At 43.7% G+C, this 17,285-nt stretch carries 15 protein-coding genes; 7 read left to right on the forward strand and 8 right to left on the reverse strand.

Going from position 1 to position 17,285, the window contains the following annotated elements:
* Positions 1-57: 57 nt before the first annotated feature.
* Together IQ457_RS10240 and IQ457_RS10245 are read left to right on the forward strand one after the other, a co-directional pair.
* Positions 58-894, forward strand: a complete 837-nt coding sequence (locus IQ457_RS10240) for a YciK family oxidoreductase (protein ID WP_207161734.1) — start codon at positions 58-60, stop codon at positions 892-894.
* Positions 895-1,056: 162 nt separating this feature from the next.
* Complete coding sequence (locus IQ457_RS10245; protein ID WP_102077773.1) at positions 1,057-1,323, forward strand: DksA/TraR family C4-type zinc finger protein; 267 nt, start codon at positions 1,057-1,059, stop codon at positions 1,321-1,323.
* A gap of 113 nt (positions 1,324-1,436) precedes the next feature.
* On the opposite strand, the gene ompR is transcribed toward IQ457_RS10245, so the two are convergent.
* Positions 1,437-2,195: an osmolarity response regulator transcription factor OmpR gene (ompR, locus tag IQ457_RS10250; RefSeq protein WP_200663081.1), complete on the reverse strand. Its 759-nt coding sequence runs from the start codon at positions 2,193-2,195 to the stop codon at positions 1,437-1,439.
* 425 nt (positions 2,196-2,620) lie between these two features.
* Here ompR and IQ457_RS10255 point away from each other — a divergent pair, with 425 nt between their 5' ends.
* Positions 2,621-5,140, forward strand: coding sequence for a Tex family protein (locus tag IQ457_RS10255; RefSeq protein ID WP_200663082.1), 2,520 nt, complete (start codon positions 2,621-2,623; stop codon positions 5,138-5,140).
* A gap of 103 nt (positions 5,141-5,243) precedes the next feature.
* Here the strand turns inward: IQ457_RS10255 and IQ457_RS10260 are convergent, their stop codons facing one another.
* The 3 genes from IQ457_RS10260 to IQ457_RS10270 all read right to left on the reverse strand — a co-directional run bounded on the left by IQ457_RS10260 (position 5,244) and on the right by IQ457_RS10270 (position 8,687).
* On the reverse strand, positions 5,244-5,726 hold the full coding sequence (locus tag IQ457_RS10260) for a hypothetical protein (RefSeq protein WP_200663083.1): 483 nt from the start codon (positions 5,724-5,726) through the stop codon (positions 5,244-5,246).
* Between the two features lie 444 nt (positions 5,727-6,170).
* On the reverse strand, positions 6,171-7,016 hold the full coding sequence (locus tag IQ457_RS10265) for a hypothetical protein (protein WP_200663084.1): 846 nt from the start codon (positions 7,014-7,016) through the stop codon (positions 6,171-6,173).
* Positions 7,017-7,373: 357 nt separating this feature from the next.
* On the reverse strand, positions 7,374-8,687 hold the full coding sequence (locus IQ457_RS10270) for a saccharopine dehydrogenase family protein (RefSeq protein WP_200663085.1): 1,314 nt from the start codon (positions 8,685-8,687) through the stop codon (positions 7,374-7,376).
* Between the two features lie 424 nt (positions 8,688-9,111).
* Between IQ457_RS10270 and IQ457_RS10275 the strand changes: the two genes are divergently transcribed.
* Positions 9,112-9,267: a DUF1328 domain-containing protein gene (locus IQ457_RS10275; RefSeq protein ID WP_068407724.1), complete on the forward strand. Its 156-nt coding sequence runs from the start codon at positions 9,112-9,114 to the stop codon at positions 9,265-9,267.
* 147 nt (positions 9,268-9,414) lie between these two features.
* Here the strand turns inward: IQ457_RS10275 and IQ457_RS10280 are convergent, their stop codons facing one another.
* The gene (locus IQ457_RS10280) at positions 9,415-9,708 is read right to left on the reverse strand and encodes a 4a-hydroxytetrahydrobiopterin dehydratase (RefSeq protein ID WP_200663086.1); all 294 of its coding nucleotides are present in this window, start codon (positions 9,706-9,708) and stop codon (positions 9,415-9,417) included.
* A gap of 309 nt (positions 9,709-10,017) precedes the next feature.
* Positions 10,018-10,308: a GNAT family N-acetyltransferase gene (locus tag IQ457_RS10285; protein ID WP_200663087.1), complete on the reverse strand. Its 291-nt coding sequence runs from the start codon at positions 10,306-10,308 to the stop codon at positions 10,018-10,020.
* 501 nt (positions 10,309-10,809) lie between these two features.
* On the opposite strand from IQ457_RS10285, the gene ettA reads away from it, so the two are divergent.
* Positions 10,810-12,471: an energy-dependent translational throttle protein EttA gene (gene ettA / locus IQ457_RS10290; protein ID WP_200663088.1), complete on the forward strand. Its 1,662-nt coding sequence runs from the start codon at positions 10,810-10,812 to the stop codon at positions 12,469-12,471.
* Positions 12,472-12,584: 113 nt separating this feature from the next.
* On the opposite strand, the gene plsB is transcribed toward ettA, so the two are convergent.
* Complete coding sequence (gene plsB, locus IQ457_RS10295) at positions 12,585-15,398, reverse strand: glycerol-3-phosphate 1-O-acyltransferase PlsB (protein WP_200663089.1); 2,814 nt, start codon at positions 15,396-15,398, stop codon at positions 12,585-12,587.
* Positions 15,399-15,691: 293 nt separating this feature from the next.
* Here plsB and ybaK point away from each other — a divergent pair, with 293 nt between their 5' ends.
* Positions 15,692-16,180 carry a Cys-tRNA(Pro) deacylase gene (gene ybaK / locus IQ457_RS10300; RefSeq protein WP_200663090.1) on the forward strand — a complete coding sequence of 163 codons (489 nt, stop codon included), beginning with the start codon at positions 15,692-15,694 and terminating at the stop codon, positions 16,178-16,180.
* 111 nt (positions 16,181-16,291) lie between these two features.
* The gene (locus IQ457_RS10305) at positions 16,292-16,663 is read left to right on the forward strand and encodes a 5-carboxymethyl-2-hydroxymuconate Delta-isomerase (RefSeq protein WP_200663091.1); all 372 of its coding nucleotides are present in this window, start codon (positions 16,292-16,294) and stop codon (positions 16,661-16,663) included.
* Between the two features lie 48 nt (positions 16,664-16,711).
* On the opposite strand, the gene IQ457_RS10310 is transcribed toward IQ457_RS10305, so the two are convergent.
* Positions 16,712-17,191 (reverse strand): hypothetical protein, encoded by a 480-nt coding sequence (locus IQ457_RS10310; protein ID WP_242465407.1) that lies wholly within the window; start codon positions 17,189-17,191, stop codon positions 16,712-16,714.
* Between the last annotated feature and the right edge of the window lie 94 nt (positions 17,192-17,285).

Consider the following 17,285-nt stretch of genomic DNA (forward strand, 5'->3'; position numbering starts at 1 on the left):
ATAGCTAATAAGCAACCTATCTATTAAATCATCAAATAATAAGCAGTGAGTAATGCCATGAGTGACAATACTAATCCGCCTACGCCGCAGCAAGCCAATCAAGCAGTTGCGCAAAACGCTGTACCATCTGTATCGCACGACGCTATTCGTAATTTTATACCGCCTGATAACTGCTTAGATGGTAAAACAATTTTGGTCACGGGTGCTGGTGATGGTATCGGCCGTGTTGCCGCCTTGACCTATGCGCGTTACGGTGCGACGGTGTTATTGTTGGGTCGTACCAGTAGCAAACTTGAATACGTTTATGATGAAATCGAAAGCTTTGGCGGCAAGCAGCCTGCCATGCTACCGATGAATCTCGAAGGTGCGACTTATGCTGAGATGCAAACGCTAGAGAATTTGATAGCAAAAGAAGTCGGACAGCTCGATGGGGTATTGCACAACGCTGGCATGCTAGGTGCTTTGACACCGCTTGAGATGTACGATGTCGATATGTTTGCTCAAGTGATGAAGGTCAACTTTACCTCTACCTTTATGCTCACCCAAGCGCTACTGCCGCTGCTTAAAGATGCCGCCCATGGTTCTATCGTCTTTACTTCTAGTAGCGTTGGCACCCGTCCGCGCGCGTTTTGGGGTGCCTATGCACTGTCCAAGCAAGCGGTAGAAGGCATGAGTGATATATTTACCCAAGAGACGCAAAATACCACCAATTTACGCTTCAATTGCATCAACCCCGGCGGCACCCGTACCAATATGCGTGCTCATGCTTTTCCGGGTGAAAATCCGATGAGCCTGAAAACGCCAGAAGATATTATGGGCGGTTATGTGTTTTTGATGAGTGATGAAAGCATCGGTGTGCGCGGTCAAGTGGTTGAGCTGCAACCAAAAGACTAATCATCATTTGCTATCTTATTGCCCACTATTTTTATCGCTATTAATGGTGTTTATAAAAGCGTTTATTGATTGAAATAAGAGCTCTATAACCCCATCTATTTGTTATTAAAGACTTTTATCAATTAAAGCCTAAATAGCATTAATAAAAAACAGGATACGATTATGGCAGGTGGCTGGTCAAGAGATGGGGCAGAGCATGAACAAATGGATGCGACCGTTAACGATGCGTTAGAGCGCGCACGGCGTGCACTGCCGACCGGTGAAAGTGCTGAGTTTTGTGATGAGTGTGGTAACCCCATTCCAGAAGCGCGGCGCATAGCGGTACCAGGTGTGCAGCACTGCGTTAGCTGTCAGTCTGAGCTTGAAAAAGAAGCAAAGGCAACTGAGCTCTTTAATCGCCGCGGTAGTAAAGACAGTCAATTACGTTAGATTTATGCGCTAAATATTTAACGTTAAACCAATAGTTAGAACAATAAAAAGCCCTGCAATCAATGTGCAGGGCTTTTTATGGCATTTAATATTTTCAATACTAAAAGTTAGACCTATTCGCTCTTAGCGGCTTCAACTTCTGCTTCATCGGGTACGAATACATAGCCGACGCCCCAAACGGTTTGGATATAACGCGCCTGTGACGGATTATCCTCAATCAGACGGCGCAAACGTGATACTTGCACATCGATAGAACGCTCCATCGCGCCCCATTCACGGCCACGGGCAAGATTCATTAGCTTATCACGCGTCAATGGCTCACGCGGATGCTGCACCAAGGCTTTTAATACCGAGAATTCACCGGTTGTTAAAGTCACCACATTACCATCACGTTTCAGGGTACGGGTCGATAAATCAAGCGTCCAAGGTCCAAACTCAACCACTTCAAGCTGATGACTTGGCGCACCCGGCAGTTCACGATTTTGACGACGCAGTACCGCTTTGATACGAGCGAGTAGCTCTTTTGGGTTAAATGGCTTTGGCAAATAGTCATCAGCGCCGGCTTCAAGGCCAGCGATACGATCGGCATCCCCACCTTTAGCAGTCAGCATGATGATCGGTATATCGCCATTGTCTTCACGCAAACGCTTACAGATACTAATACCGTCTTCGCCTGGTAGCATCAAATCCAATACCACCAATGAGAACAGCTCACGTTGCATCAATTTGTCCATCTGATTGCCATCATGCGCCGTACGAACGACAAAACCATCGTCTTCTAGAAAACGCTGCAATAAAGAGCGCAAGCGAGCATCGTCATCAACGACCAAAATACGCTGGTTTAAGGTGTCAGGGCTGTTGCTATCTGTCATACAGTCATCCTCTTATAAAAATTATTATTGGTAGAAATTGTGATTAAAAATACAAGGGTAAATATTTTTGTTAATAAAAATAGAATTCAGAAAAGCATCTATAAAGGTAACAATATTAGTGCTGCTAGCTAGAAATCATTCCATTGATTACTAAAAATCAATAAATATAACAAACTAGTGTTCAGTACAGTAGTAAACTGCAATATTTGTACGATTGAGACTTTAGTGTATAAGATTGCTGTAATAATTGCATCAATGATAATGCTAAATGCTGTATGCGTTTGTTTAACAGGGCGCAAGAACGGACAATATCAGACGATTTTTGCCAGAAAACAGGTGATAAATAACGAAAAGATAAAAAGGATTTTTATTCATGCAGCTTTTGCTATAATGCAAAACTACATTTCTCAACGATTGATACGTCTATGAGTAGCACTGATACCTTAACGCCATCTCAAACCTCGACAAATGCACAGGTTTTGGATGCAACCACACACGCGAATATTCACGACAAGCTTGCTCGCGCGCTTGGCATTAAGACTGCTCAAGTCAATGCGTTTGTCAAACTTTACGATGAAGGCGCGACCGTTCCCTTTATTGCCCGTTACCGTAAAGAAAAGACGCAGAATCTTGACGATGCGCAGCTGCGAGCTTTAGAGAAGTCGCTCAATTATGAGCGTGATATGGCAACCCGTCGCCTTAAAATTACCGAGCTGCTAAGCACGCAGGGTAATTTGACTGACGAGCTGCAGACGCGTATTGATAATGCGACGTCGAAACTTGAGCTTGAAGACATCTACTTGCCATACCGTCCGCGTCGCCGCTCACCAGCGGCCAAAGCACGCGCCGCTGGTCTTGATGTGGCTGCACAAGCGCTGTTGACGCAAGAGACTACACCGATAGCAGCACTTGCCGACTATCAAGTCCAATCTAGCATTACCGATGATAGTGGTAATGAGATTGAAGTTGATTTTAGCGATATCGACAAGCAATTGGCAGGCGTAAAAGCCATCATCGTTGATGAATGGACGCAAGCGTTAGACTTACTCGATAATCTACGCAGTGGCTTTGCGAAAACGGCGAGTATAGTATCGAGCGTCGCAAGTGAAGAAAAACGCGAAGTTGGTGAGAAGTTCAAAGATTACTTTGAACATAGTGAAAGCTTGGCGCGTCTGCCAAATCATCGTCTATTAGCGATGCTTCGCGGTCGCCAAGAAAACGTTTTAGGTCTTAAAATCGAAGGCGAAGACGCGCCATTTATCGAAAAAATCATCAAGCACTTTGAGGTTGATGCCAAAGCGCCAGCAGAACGTCAAGAATTCTTAGTGGAGGTGGCGACCAGTTTATGGAAAGAAAAATGGCGTCCGCATATTGAGCATCGTTTATTGACAGAAAAACGTCTGACCGCTGAAGCCGATGCCATTGATGTATTTGCCAATAATTTACAGCATTTACTTATGGCAGCGCCTGCTGGCCGTAAGGTGATTCTAGGCGTTGATCCGGGTATCCGCCATGGCGTTAAAATGGCGATTGTTGATACCCAAGGCCATGTCATGCTAGATGGCGAAGAAAAGCCTGTCGTCGCCACCGTTTATCCGTTTGCCCCCGATAATAAGATGGATGAAGCCAAAAAAGTCATCGATGAATTATTAAGCACTTATGGCGTTGATTTGGTCGCTATCGGCAACGGTACGGCGAGCCGCGAAACAGACGCGATGATTAAAGAGATTTTGGCGGCCAACGCTGAGTTAAAAGCCAAAGCCGTAATCGTTAATGAATCAGGCGCTTCTGTTTATTCGGCAAGTGAGCTTGCTAGTGACGAGCTTGCCAATTTAGATGTATCGGTACGCGGTGCGGTTTCTATTGCCCGTCGCTTGCAAGACCCGCTATCAGAATTGGTTAAAGTTGACCCAAAAGCGATTGGCGTGGGTCAATATCAGCATGATGTCAACCAAACCCAGTTGGCAGATAGTTTAGATAAAGTCACCCAAGACAGCGTAAACGCCGTTGGTGTTGATGTGAATACCGCAAGTCCTGCTATCTTGGCGCACATTGCCGGTTTGAATAAAAACGTCGCCCAGCAAATCGTCACTTATCGTAAGGAGCATGGCGCATTTGATAGCCGTGAAGCATTAAAGAACGTCCCACGCTTAGGGGTAAAAACCTTTGAGCAAGCGGCAGGGTTTTTGCGTATCCATGATGGTAGCAATCCTCTTGATGCGACAGGCGTGCATCCAGAAAGCTATGCGCTGGTTGACAGCTTACTTGAGCAAACGGGTAAAGCATTACCAGAGATTATCGGTAACGATGGGGTGCTAAACAGCATCGATACCACTGCGCTCGCTGCTAACGATGACAATATCAGTGTCAAAGCCATCATTGAAGAGCTTGCCAAGCCTGCACGTGATCCGCGCCCTGAGTTTAAAACGGCTAACTTCCGTGAAGACGTTAATAGTATTAAAGACTTAAGCGAAGGCATGCAGCTTGAAGGTGTTGTTACCAACGTGACAGCCTTTGGTTGCTTCGTTGATGTCGGCGTCCACCAAGATGGTCTTGTGCATATCTCACAGATGGCCAATGATTTCGTCGCTGACCCGATGAACCGCGTTAAGCCCGGTGATATCGTCTCGGTACGTGTGATTTCTATCGATGAAAAACGTGGCCGTATCGGCTTTAGTATGAAACCTGAATCTGAAAAGCCGGTACGCCCAGCTGCGAAGTCGACTGCAGAAAGTAAGGGTAATGAAGATAAGGCTAGTCGTCCAGCGGCTGATAAGCGTTCGTCAAAACCACGTGGCAATCGTCAAGATAAAGATCATGCCAACAACCGTCGTAAAGCACCTAGAGCGGAGAAAGCAGCAGCATCTAATAAAGAAGCACCTAATAAAATAGGCACGCTTGGCGCGCTGTTGCAGGAAGCTGGCGTCACTAAAGCGAAAAAATAATATTTACCATAACGATTAACCAAAAAAGGCAGCCATCTGGCTGCCTTTTTTATTAAGAACATATTAGAGGATTCTCTTTAAAATTGGTTTTGCTATTTATGTTTTATAGGGTTTGCGTTGGCTCGGCATCTTCTTCGTTTTCTGATAACGCTTCTTCTTGTAGAGCTGCTTCCTCATCTAGCATAGCTTGCTGCAAATCTTGTTGTTGCATCGCTGCTTCATCATCTTGTATGACTTGTTGTTGCATGGCTGCTTCTGGATTTTGCATTGCGGCTTGTTGTGCCTGCATGTCTTCTTGCATGGTATTTTGAATTGTCGCTTGCTCAGCTTGTAGCTCAGTAGTCATTGGCTGTTGGCTAGCAAGATTATTAACCTGTGCTCTTTTGATCGTTTGAGTTTCGCTTAACTGAAATGGATTAGAGTGATCGGCTGCGACTTCATTTGTAGGAGTGCCTTCAGCTTCGAGGGTGGTTGCAGTGGCTGCCTCTTCTACTGCTTCGCTATCAGTAGGGGCTGCCATAGCCAAACTTGGGATAGTGAGCGCTGCGCCCATAAGTAACGATAAAGATAGAGTACTTTTTTTCATTAATCCATTCCTTAATTTACAATCTTATAATGTCAGTTTAAGGGGTTTTAAACTTGACGCTTATATTGAGTATTGTTGTATAAAATAAAATTGCTATACCAATTCATTTAGTATTTCGCATTTATATATTTAATATATCTAACATTAAACCTATAGACAAAATAAAATCATGATAACCATTGAACGATTATCATGATTGATTTGGTTAAAGAGTTTTATAAGCTGAACTGGGTCAGTGATAAAAGTCTAATAGGAGAATAGCAACTAAATAAGCATGGGTTCAGTAGCGCATCGATTAAAACTCTCACAGAGCGGTGTTTGTAAGTGAGTTTGTGCAACTATTGTAGCGTTATTGTCAGGCTCAACAAAAGGAAAGCAAAATGTCTTTTTTGCTTTCCTTTCTAATTTTAAAGACCGTATGGTTAATACTCAATTATCAACATTCTATTCAACGATCACATATTTACCGGTTCTTGGATCGACCACGCGTTGCTGGGTATTATTGTCCGGCACGCGAATCACAGGAAAGGTTTGGCTGATTTCGGTATCTTCAAGGACACCGCTATCTGCTTCTTCACCAACGATGACGGCGCGATTAGCTCCATCTTCTACCGCAATTGCTGTACCACTTGCGGTATTAACGCGTTTAATTTGGTCTTCCGGCGCAATGATGACTTCTTTTACACGGTACTTAGCAGGGCGGATAACGCGGGTAGTTTCGACAACGACTGGCTCCATACTGCGCTCTTCAGTGATCGCAACTTGAGGTTCTGGCGCTGGCGCTTCAGTTTCTTTAGGGTCGCTGACAACAGGGGTAGGGAATTTAGCACCAAAGTGATTGTCGCACTGCTGCATGCTGAGTCGTACCGGATTACCGGCTTTGTCCATATAAACGTTGACGGGCATATCAGCAGCGATAGGCACGTATTTGCCCACTAAAGGACCTGAAACACCATAACGACCGTTTGATTGTCCAACGCCCAAATCACAAGCACCGGCTGAATAATCACTGGCTTGTAAATTATTACTATTGACCACGGCTTGAGGAATCATGACTTCAGACAAACGCATCTTTTTAATCGATGCTTCGCCTGCCTGCATCTTTGGTTTTTGGTAAGTATAAGGCGTATAAAATTTCGCCGAACCATCTTTGACCGCCATGACACATTCATCGTAGCTGTCATAACCAACGTTGCCATGGTTATCAGTCGTCATACCGGCGTTGGCGGTACTGGCAAACATGGCGACACCGGATGTCAAAACTGCGGCTGTTAATAGATTTAATTTCATAGTCATTCCCTCTTAGTTGTTATTAATGTAGTTATTGTTAATATGTCTCTTTGGGTTCATTGAACTTAGGCTTGGTCTATAAAATCCGTGCCATAACCTGTTCAATCCTACGTGAGTTATAGCAATATGGCTGTGACATTAGTCTGGAAATGTGTAGCTTAATGTATTGAAAAAGGGCAAAGGGGCAACATCGTTTACCAAAGAAATACGCTTTTATCGTTTATTAACATTTGTCTAAAAATTGAAGATCAACGAGGTAAATAATATAGGTAATAAAAAACCGCCTCTTGTTGCCAAGAAACGGTCATTACTATCTTAGTTAGAATTAACTCGTTTTAATCTTAACTATGATTGCTATTAATCTTCTACTACTTCAAAGCTGAGACCAGAATGTTCTTGTAAACGTTCAATTAAGCGATCGCCCATCGCTGAAGCAGGTGTCCAAAAACCACCACCGACATCGTCTTTACTAATATCTTGCGCGAGACATAAAGCTGCTTGCGCCAACATACGCGAGGTGCTGCCGTAACCTGGGTCTTTATCTCCAGTTACTTTAGTATTAATGGCGTCGTTGTTGGCGGTTTCACCAAACAAGCGAATATCAAAGTAGCCGTTCTCTTGCTCTTCTTTAGAAGGACCTGAGCCAGATTTAGGTAGCACATGTTTAGATAACAGCTCGCGGCTTGGTTTAATCATCATGGCGGTGGCAAAACCCATTAAGCCTGCGCTCATCGCGTAGCTTGATAATTTACCTTTTACGCCGTCTTTCATCCACATCGCTTCGTCATACTTAAAGTCGCGACCATATTCATAGCCGAGCAGCTGGTTACTGCGATGCACAATGCGAGTATTGATGCTGGCCATGACAAATGGTGCCAGCCAGCGTTTGTGCTTGTCATCGTATTCTGGCTTGCTGACATTATCTTGGCGCACGTTTGGTGCATCTTTGTCGTCGTTGAGCAGATAAGGGTTTGCCACTTGCTTACGGCGTGATTTGTCTTGACCAACTTCTTCAAAAATCGTCGCCATCGACGCAATCGTGCCGCCAGATAAACCACCTTTTGCCGCTTTGACGCGCATATGAATCACATCACAAGCGCGACCGAATTTTTCTTGTGCTTGCTGCTGAGTAAAGTAAACGCCCAAATCCGACGGAATAGAGTCAAAGCCGCATGAGTTGACGATACGCGCGCCGCTTTGCTTGGCGGCGTCCTGATATTTATCCATCATATCTTTGATGAATATCGCTTCGCCAGTCAGATCGACATAATCGGTGCCATTATTAGCGCAAGATTTAATCAATGGCTCACCGTATTTTAGGTAAGGGCCAACGGTTGAGATAATAACTTGGGCTTGTTTGGTCATCTTATCGAGGCTAGCAGCATCGTTACTATCAGCAATGATAATATCGACTTTACTAGCAAGCTTAGACTGTAGCTCATTGAGCTTTTCTTCATCACGACCGGCTATCGCCCACGTGACATTCTCGCCATTTTTATCTTTAGCATTTGATAAAAATTCTGTTAAATAATGCGCTGTAATCTGACCTACAAAACTGGTCGCACCGTACAAAACTATCGCGTAAGGACGCTTCTCAATAGGGTTAGCAGGCTCTTGATTTGTTGATGTTTGTTTTGATGCCGCTGTATCGTTTGAGGTTTCCGTATTCATAGTTATTTTCCTTATTAAATAGCTGTTTTTGTTCATTATTATGCAACTGACATTAGATATGTAATCTGCAGAAAGTAGCAGATTTAGGTTTATAGCAGATTTTGTCATAAAAATAAGCGAATTTAAGTAACTATTCACTATCTCTACACATAAGTCTTGAAAAGCCAAGTAAAAAACTTAAGAATGGTAAGATTTGCTACAAAGTTTACATAACCTATCGACATTATTACCAAAATGAACGTCTTTTAGAAGAAATCATTGCTAATCTATATTTGTACGCAGTAATAAGTTGTATCAAAACAAAAAGAAGATTTTCAGGAAGAAAAGAGTGCAGTGGTAAAACGGTTGATTGATAAATAGTTTATTAATAACCAAAATTGCTAGCTGTATATCTAGTTTCTAACCACAATTTGAGGAGAATATTATGTTTCGTTGGGCCATTATTTTTGCGGTAATCGCGTTGATTGCAAGTTTCCTAGGCTTTGGCGGTGTCGCTGGTCTATCGGCAAACTTTGCTTATATCCTACTAGCTATTGCTGTGATTCTATTCATTGTCGCATTTGTTAGTCGCCGTATGTAATAGAGAACAGTGACTGCTTAGGTCTTAAGTATTCATACTGATTAATAAAAAAAAGTCCTCGATTGAGGACTTTTTTTTATGACTCAAATTTGTCTGTTTTAATTTGACTATTTTGATTATCTTTAATGCCAACTGTCTTATGCGGTACTAGAAAGTTTTCGGCTGGATAATATGTTCCATACGTTTTGCAAGGCGGATATCTAGGCTTGTGATACCACCCGTATCGTGAGTGGTCAGGCGGACATCGACAACGTTATAAGTATTGCTCCATTCAGGATGATGTTCGAGTGCCTCAGCATAAAAAGCGGCTTGGTTCATAAAGCTCATGGCTTCGATGAAATCGCTAAAATGATAGCTTTTGACGATGCTATTACCGTCGCGTTGCCAGCCAGCCAAGTCTTCTAATTGTAAGTCAATTTGTTGGTTAGATAAACTACTCATGGTGGTATCCTTTATTATTAGGAAGTGGAGATTTTAGAGTGATTGATTTGCTGGTCTCTATTTTATCTTATATCAGTTCTATTGCCTAAAGTTATGACATAAAGAACAAAATTATGACATAAAGAACTTAGGACAAAAAACCCACCTATTTCTGCTTATCCTCACTATATCGTTGCAAGCAAAAATATAATAAAGGTAAACAAATAAATAGGAGGGCAATGGTATATGTTGACGCATAAGCCGGACGAGAGCTTTACAGCATAATTACGGCTGTAAAGCTTTATCTATCATTGGCTTGTTTTGTTAAGCTTAAAGCAACCCTTTATATTCAGGGTGTTTATCAATATATGAGGCGACAAACGAGCACTGTGGCACCACTTTTTTGTTATTATCCTGCGCATATTTTAAAGCATGCTTAACCAGTGCAGACCCAACACCGCGACCACCCAATTCTTGTGGCACGATGGTATGGTCGTATACCAGTTGATCGCCGCGCTCTTGATAGCTGATATAACCAGTATGACCATTGATTGACGTTTCAAAACGCTTGGCTTGCTCATTGTGAACGATATCTAGATTCTGTTTGTCGTTATTACTCATAAAGATTCTCCAATTATTGATATTTATAATTATTCCTAGCGGTTGATAAAGTGAGGATTATTAAGTTGTTGTTATTAAGCGACTGTTAAATGACTGTCAAATAACTGTTATTTGCGTAATCTACATATTTTCTATCCTATCACTTTATTGATTGTGAACTTTTCTGGGTCAAATTTCTAGTCATTTCCCGTAAGGCTAGATAGGACGAATGTTAATAGCCTTGCTTTAACCCAAACATTGCGACAAGAATTGGTAAGGAATGATTTTGCATAAAGGTTTTGGTAGAGAAGGCGGATAAAACAGGCAGCTCGCCATAAAAAGCGGCAAAAAAAGCTAAAAGGCATATAAAGACAGGTAAAACAGTCCGTTAGCTTGCAGGGGTTGCGCCACAATGCGATAATGGTAAACAATTTATAACCCTGATTTTTGAGGCGCAGCCCGTTTGGCATGATTGCTAAGTCTGGTTTGCACGTCTCGTCTATGCAGTCTATCGGAGTGTTAATGGCTCAATATATCTACACGATGAACAACGTGTCAAAACTTGTTCCACCTAAGCGCGAGATTTTAAAAAACATCAATCTGTCGTTTTTTCCTGGCGCCAAAATCGGTGTTTTAGGTATTAACGGTTCAGGTAAATCAACTTTGCTACGTATCATGGCGGGCGTGGATAAAGACTTTAGCGGCGAAGCGCGCGCGCAAGCAGGTACGAAGGTTGGTTATCTACCGCAGGAACCACAGCTTGATGACAGTAAAGATGTCCGCGGCAACGTCGAAGATGGTATGCGTGAAGCTTTAGATGCACTGTCACGCCTCGATGCCATTTATGCCGAATATGCTGAACCTGATGCCGACTTTGATAAGCTTGCCGAAGAACAAGGCAAAATGGAAGACATCATTCAAGCATGGGATGCGCATAATTTAAATACCCAACTAGAAAAAGCTGCTGATGCGCTACGTCTACCACCATGGGATGCAGACGTCAGCAAACTATCAGGTGGTGAAAAACGCCGCGTGGCACTTTGCCGTCTGCTGTTATCACGCCCTGATATGCTGTTACTAGACGAACCGACCAACCATTTGGACGCTGAATCGGTTGCTTGGCTTGAGCAGTTCCTACAGAACTACAGCGGTACCATCGTCGCCATTACCCATGACCGTTATTTCTTGGATAACGTTGCTCAGTGGATTTTGGAGCTTGACCGTGGCCATGGCTATCCGTACGAAGGCAACTATACGGAGTGGCTCGAGCAAAAGAACACCCGTTTAGAGCAGCAAAATAAACAAGAAGAATCGTTTGCGAAAGCGCTGAAAAAAGAGCTTGAGTGGATTCGTAAAAACCAAAAAGGTCAGCAAGCCAAGTCTAAATCACGCGTGCAGCGTTTTGAGGAATTGAACTCAAAAGAGTTCCAGCAGCGTAATGAGACCTCTGAGATTTATATTCCACCGGGTCCTCGTTTGGGTAATAAAGTCATCGAAGTCAACGATATCTCTAAATCGTTTGGTGATCGTCTGCTTTATGAAAACTTAAGCTTTAACGTCCCAGCGGGCGCTATCGTTGGCATTATCGGTCCAAACGGTGCGGGTAAAACCACGCTATTTAACATGATTACCGAGCGTGATACGCCAGATACCGGCTCAGTCGATTTGGGTGAAAGTGTCAAAGTCGCTTATGTCGGACAGGTACGTGATAACTTAGATGACAAAAAGACTGTTTGGGAAGAAGTCTCTGACGGCCTAGATATCATCAAAGTTGGCGACTATGAAACCCCAAGCCGCGCTTATATTGGCCGTTTTAACTTTAAAGGTTCAGACCAACAAAAGCACGTCGGTCAATTATCAGGTGGTGAGCGTAACCGCTTGCAACTTGCTAAGACACTAAAACAGGGCGCTAACGTCTTGCTCCTCGATGAACCATCAAACGATTTGGATATCGAAACCTTACGTGCGCTAGAGGATGCCATTCAAGTATTCCCCGGTACGGTAATGGTAGTGTCGCATGATCGCTGGTTCCTTGACCGTATCGCGACCCATATTTTGGCATTCGAAGATGAAGGCCCAATTTGGTTCGATGGTAACTATTCTGAGTTTGAAACTTATCGTAAAAAGACCATGGGTGATGACGCCAGTCCTAAACGCATGAAGTATAAAAAGATTTCTACCTAGAATCTTTGCTAAAAACTTTGTTTGTCATAAGTATTTTTGGACAATAATTTTAGATATAAAAAAAGACCTCTAATCTATTAGAGGTCTTTTTTATGTTCAGCTTTTACGTTGCTTTATGAACGCTTACGGCCAAACTTACGCTGCTTTTTATTGCTAATTTCAGTAATGGCGTGGGCAATTTCTTCTTCATTGAGGCTTGCCACTTGCTGCAAGATTTGCATCATATCAGGACTGAGGACATATTTTGCATGATGGGCAATATTATCGATACGCTGATCGAAAATTAAGATGCCAGTTTCTTCATCTTTTTGCAGATAATCAAGACGAATCAAGGCACCGATAAAGCTGGTGAATAGCGCACGGTCAAAGAAGTCAGGAATGTCGTCAGCATAGAGGACTGATAAACGCTGACCAAGCAAATGACAGAGGTCAACGACTTCGTTTTCGGTCAGATTGCCTGAGCCTTGCTGAGCGAGTAGCGCAAGGGTCATAAAGTAACGCTCAAGGCTTTGTTCAACTGGCGTCGCTAGTACTTGTAGCTGCTGATAGCATTTGCTATTGGTCTCAGGGACACTCAACATACCATCGCCTAATTCTACAATCAGGCCACTTGCAAGCAGGCTATCGACTTTTTTATTCAGGGTCTCTTGAAGACCATGCGCTGAATAATAGAGGAACAGCTCGCTTTGTAAGAATGGATATAACTGCTCGGCGATACTATTGAGACGGCTGCGCTCAATGCGACCGTTGCGCGCGACCAGAGCGGATAAAAAAGACAATAAAATAAAGACATGCAGGATATTATTGCGGAAATAGCTTAGTAGCGCCGCCTGTTTGCCAGCAACCTGGATAATATCACCCAAGATATGCGGTATGCGCTCGATAAGTTTTAGCTTAATACCATAATCGATGATTTGCTGCGGCGTCATATCGGTGATAATCGTATCATCAGAGTAGGGCAAATGCTGAGCCAGACCTTGATAAAGGGCGATTTGCTCACGGCAAATATCTTCATCAAGCGCCGCCTTTGGTGCCGATAATAATACCAATGACAACAGCGACACTGGAGTGATGACCGCCGCCTTATTGATATGCTGCATGACTTTGACGCCGATATTATCCACCATGGCGCTAGTTTTATCATCGAGTGGCGTGTCGGTACGATCGGCAGGTAAGCTGTTGGCCGGCACATCGAATTTTTGCATAAAGTCGCTAAGATGCAGCGGCGTACCAAAGCTTAAATGCACATTACCAAAGATACGCTCAATCTTACGGCCAACTTTGAGGAGACCGATTAGCGATTCTGACTCTTTTGGCTTGCCTTTTAGCTCGCCCACATAAGTGCCACCCTCCATGATACGCTCGTAACCGATATAGGTCGGTATAAACACCACAGGTTTATTGGTTCGGCGTAACTGGCTATGTACCGTCATCGCTAGCATACCCATTTTCGGTGGCAGCAGTCGCCCTGAACGCGAGCGTCCGCCTTCGATAAAGTACTCAATCGGGGTGTTACGGGTAATCAGCGTGTGCATATATTCACGCAGTACCGCAGTATATAGCGCGTTGCCACGGAAGCTACGACGAATGTAAAAGGCAACCGCGCCGCGTAATAACGGTCCCAATACCGGTACATCCAAGTTATCACCCGCTGCGACATAAGGGATGCTTAATCCGCGCATATAAATAACGTAGGACAGCAGCAAGTAGTCGACATGACTGCGGTGACAAGGCACATAAATAAGCTCATAATCAGCGGCCAGCTCACGTACCCGCTCAAAGTGATGCACTTCTACGCCATCATAAAGCTGCGTCCACAACCACGTCAGGAACTTATAAAAACCGCGCACGATAGAGTGTGAGTAATCATTGACCATTTCATTGGCGTAGCCCTTGGCTAACATACGCGCTTCCCGCACACTGGTGCCTGACGCCGCCGCTTCTGCTTCTATTGCATGTTTGATAGCAGGCGAATAAACCAGTTTGTCGACCAAATTGCGTCTGTCCGATAAGTCTGGGCCGAGCATGCTGGCTCGCTGTTTATCCAAATAAATATTAAGCTGCTGTTGTAATGAGCGCACCAGCTCGCGATTGCCATCGGCTGACGCAACCATGGCAAAGCTAGGCGCTATCTCTTTTAACAGATCAGCATTATTTACCTTGTTAGCATCGTTTGCCGTATCAACGTTATCAGCTTGCGCGGTGTTTTGTACGGTATGGGTTTCGCTAGCAACAGAATCAAAGACAGCAAATCCTTCGCCATCGCCTTGTAAGCTGTCATGAATAAGGGTGCGTAAATCCTGCGGTGGATGGAACTGAACAAAGGTATCACGCCCCATCACACCGATATTAAATAACTGCTTGGTGATGCTAGGGTCTTCCCAGTTATCGGCGGTCAACAGTTTAAATAGCGAGTCTTCTTTTTCTGGCGCGCGTCCCCATAGAATTGACACTGGTACCAAGCGCACTTGTAATTCTGGATGTTGTAAGACCGCGGCAACCAGACGCGATAGGCGAGGTGATAACTGGCTATCTTTGGCATGGGGGTGATGTAAAAAGATGATGGCGGCATTTTCTTTAACATCATGAGTAATATCTTGTACCCCGACCAAGGCGGGCGGCAGATTGTGCTCTTGCGTCTGTAGGTCAATCAAAATACTGTTGGAGCGCGAATAATCTTGCAATACATAAAATCTGAGGATATTGTCGTCATCGTCGAATTCTGGCAACTCACCCAAAAGTTTTGGCTTCACCGCCACATCAAGCAACTGGCCCGATAGCTTGCGATAGAGCTGGTTAATGGGCGCATTGGCATAAAGGGTTGAGGCAACTGGCAGCATCTCAGCCTCGAATTCTGGGGTTGAGGCCGTATGGTCAGTTGCGACGGGCGCTTTAAAAATCCGTTTTTTTAAGAACTTCGGTATCATAATCAGTATCAAAATTAGTCAAATGTGGTGAGCTTATGATGCCATAAAAGCCATCAAAGCGATATATAGTGTCTGTATATACTGCCAATATTAATAGCATAACGGCATAGAATGCTGGTTTAAATGCCAGAGAATATTTGACCAGCCAACGGTTAAAAGGCGAAATTATTTAAAGTCAAAGGTAGAAAAATATGCGATTTCGCGCAATACTGTATGGCATTAAATCAAAATATTTACATTCAAATCTATGTAGAATTTTATCTTTTAACTTCATTATTCTAAGCCAAAATATTATGACCCCTGCTATCGAACTTGCCAAACAGCGCAACCTTGATTATAAGTTGCATGAATATACTCACGACAGCGCCGCCGCCTCTTTCGGGCTAGAAGCAGTAGAGAAACTGGGCATTACTGCCGAGTGTGTGTTTAAAACCTTGGTGGTAACAACCGACGCAGGCGCGCTGGCCGTAGCGATTTTGCCGGTCGATCAAACCCTAAATTTTAAAAAAATGGCGAAGGCTTTATCGAGCACTAAAATGCTGGCTTGTAAAAAAGTACAAATGGCTGAGCCTAAATTGGTCGAACGGTCGACGGGTTATGTGCTCGGCGGCGTTAGCCCATTGGGGCAAAAAAAGCGCCTACCGACACTTATCCATGCCGCCGCGCAACAGCAAGCTACTATCTATGTGAGTGGCGGTCGCCGAGGTCTAGAGATTGAGTTGCCACCTGAGCAATTAGCGACCAGCCTTGACGCTCGCTTTGTAGATATCATCGATGATTAGTATTTAAGAAGAATTTTACACTCCCTTTATTCTGCGCCTTTGTCATTTGCTCTCAATAGTGTTTGCACTATTTATTAGCAGAGTCGCTATTTTTAAATAAGGATGTTACCCATGCCGCATTTAACCATTCAAGTGACGCCGAACGTCATGATTGCTCATGAAGAATCATTTCTAAAAGCATTAAATCAAGTGCTGTGGGACAGTGGACACTTTGGTAAACCTGCCGATATCAAAGCGCGCATCGTACCGATTGAGACGTTTTTGGTTGGCGTGGAAGATGACGAGCAGCGCAACGGCTTTGTTTATGCGCATCTAAAAATTATGAGCGGCCGTGACGAAGTCATACGCCATCAACTCGCTGAATTATTAACAGCTGCTATAGAAGAGCGTTTGCATGCACAGCAATCAGGACGCGCCGACATCCAAATCTGCGTCGAAGTAGAAGAAATCAGCGCGATTTATCATAAAAAAATGCTGAGCTAAACGCTAGGCTCAATTGTTTATAAGAGTGATTTATAAAAATGACACGCCCTAGTTATTTTCACATAAGGACTTACTGGCAAACTTAGGCAGTACCATCACCTCAGCTTTATAACCAGCGGTTTTACCATGAGTCGCCATCAAATTGCGGGCGATACGTAAGCGATATTCGCCAGTTGCGGGTAGGCAGCCTTGATAAATAATCCCGCCTTTGGTGCCATCATACTTACCATTTGGCATATGCAGGACGCCGACATTGGCGGTCTCAGGCGTGCCAGTAAGTGGCGCAATATTAATGATGGCATATTGCGCAGCGGCGGCATTAAAACGATACCAGCGCTCCTCTTCGTTAGGATTTAATTTACCCGTAACCACGCTACTAATAGCGCCTTTGGCAAAATGAATGGTGGTAGCGCTGGTTTTAGCCAGCGCACTATTTGCGCCAACGCTGATTAATGCGGCACTCAATAATAGCGTTTTTAGCGCTCGTGTACTTGATAAAGCGGTTCTGTTATTAATCGACAACATCATTACTTCCTTATTAAATTATATTTTATCAGCTGTCTATTATTTGCATGTCTATTACTTGATAAACCCCACTCTCAACTTGAAATAAGCAAATCAA

The organism is Psychrobacter sp. M9-54-1, assembly GCF_016613355.1.
GTDB lineage: Bacteria > Pseudomonadota > Gammaproteobacteria > Pseudomonadales > Moraxellaceae > Psychrobacter > Psychrobacter faecalis.

What these genes read in the sequence shown, in the direction of transcription:
- IQ457_RS10240 (WP_207161734.1), top strand. Translation starts at nt 58, where the DNA reads ATGAGTGACAATACTAATCCGCCTACGCCGCAGCAAGCCAATCAAGCA.
- IQ457_RS10245 (WP_102077773.1), top strand. Translation starts at nt 1,057, where the DNA reads ATGGCAGGTGGCTGGTCAAGAGATGGGGCAGAGCATGAACAAATGGAT.
- ompR (WP_200663081.1), bottom strand. Translation starts at nt 2,195, where the DNA reads ATGACAGATAGCAACAGCCCTGACACCTTAAACCAGCGTATTTTGGTC.
- IQ457_RS10255 (WP_200663082.1), top strand. Translation starts at nt 2,621, where the DNA reads ATGAGTAGCACTGATACCTTAACGCCATCTCAAACCTCGACAAATGCA.
- IQ457_RS10260 (WP_200663083.1), bottom strand. Translation starts at nt 5,726, where the DNA reads ATGAAAAAAAGTACTCTATCTTTATCGTTACTTATGGGCGCAGCGCTC.
- IQ457_RS10265 (WP_200663084.1), bottom strand. Translation starts at nt 7,016, where the DNA reads ATGAAATTAAATCTATTAACAGCCGCAGTTTTGACATCCGGTGTCGCC.
- IQ457_RS10270 (WP_200663085.1), bottom strand. Translation starts at nt 8,687, where the DNA reads ATGAATACGGAAACCTCAAACGATACAGCGGCATCAAAACAAACATCA.
- IQ457_RS10275 (WP_068407724.1), top strand. Translation starts at nt 9,112, where the DNA reads ATGTTTCGTTGGGCCATTATTTTTGCGGTAATCGCGTTGATTGCAAGT.
- IQ457_RS10280 (WP_200663086.1), bottom strand. Translation starts at nt 9,708, where the DNA reads ATGAGTAGTTTATCTAACCAACAAATTGACTTACAATTAGAAGACTTG.
- IQ457_RS10285 (WP_200663087.1), bottom strand. Translation starts at nt 10,308, where the DNA reads ATGAGTAATAACGACAAACAGAATCTAGATATCGTTCACAATGAGCAA.
- ettA (WP_200663088.1), top strand. Translation starts at nt 10,810, where the DNA reads ATGGCTCAATATATCTACACGATGAACAACGTGTCAAAACTTGTTCCA.
- plsB (WP_200663089.1), bottom strand. Translation starts at nt 15,398, where the DNA reads ATGATACCGAAGTTCTTAAAAAAACGGATTTTTAAAGCGCCCGTCGCA.
- ybaK (WP_200663090.1), top strand. Translation starts at nt 15,692, where the DNA reads ATGACCCCTGCTATCGAACTTGCCAAACAGCGCAACCTTGATTATAAG.
- IQ457_RS10305 (WP_200663091.1), top strand. Translation starts at nt 16,292, where the DNA reads ATGCCGCATTTAACCATTCAAGTGACGCCGAACGTCATGATTGCTCAT.
- IQ457_RS10310 (WP_242465407.1), bottom strand. Translation starts at nt 17,191, where the DNA reads ATGATGTTGTCGATTAATAACAGAACCGCTTTATCAAGTACACGAGCG.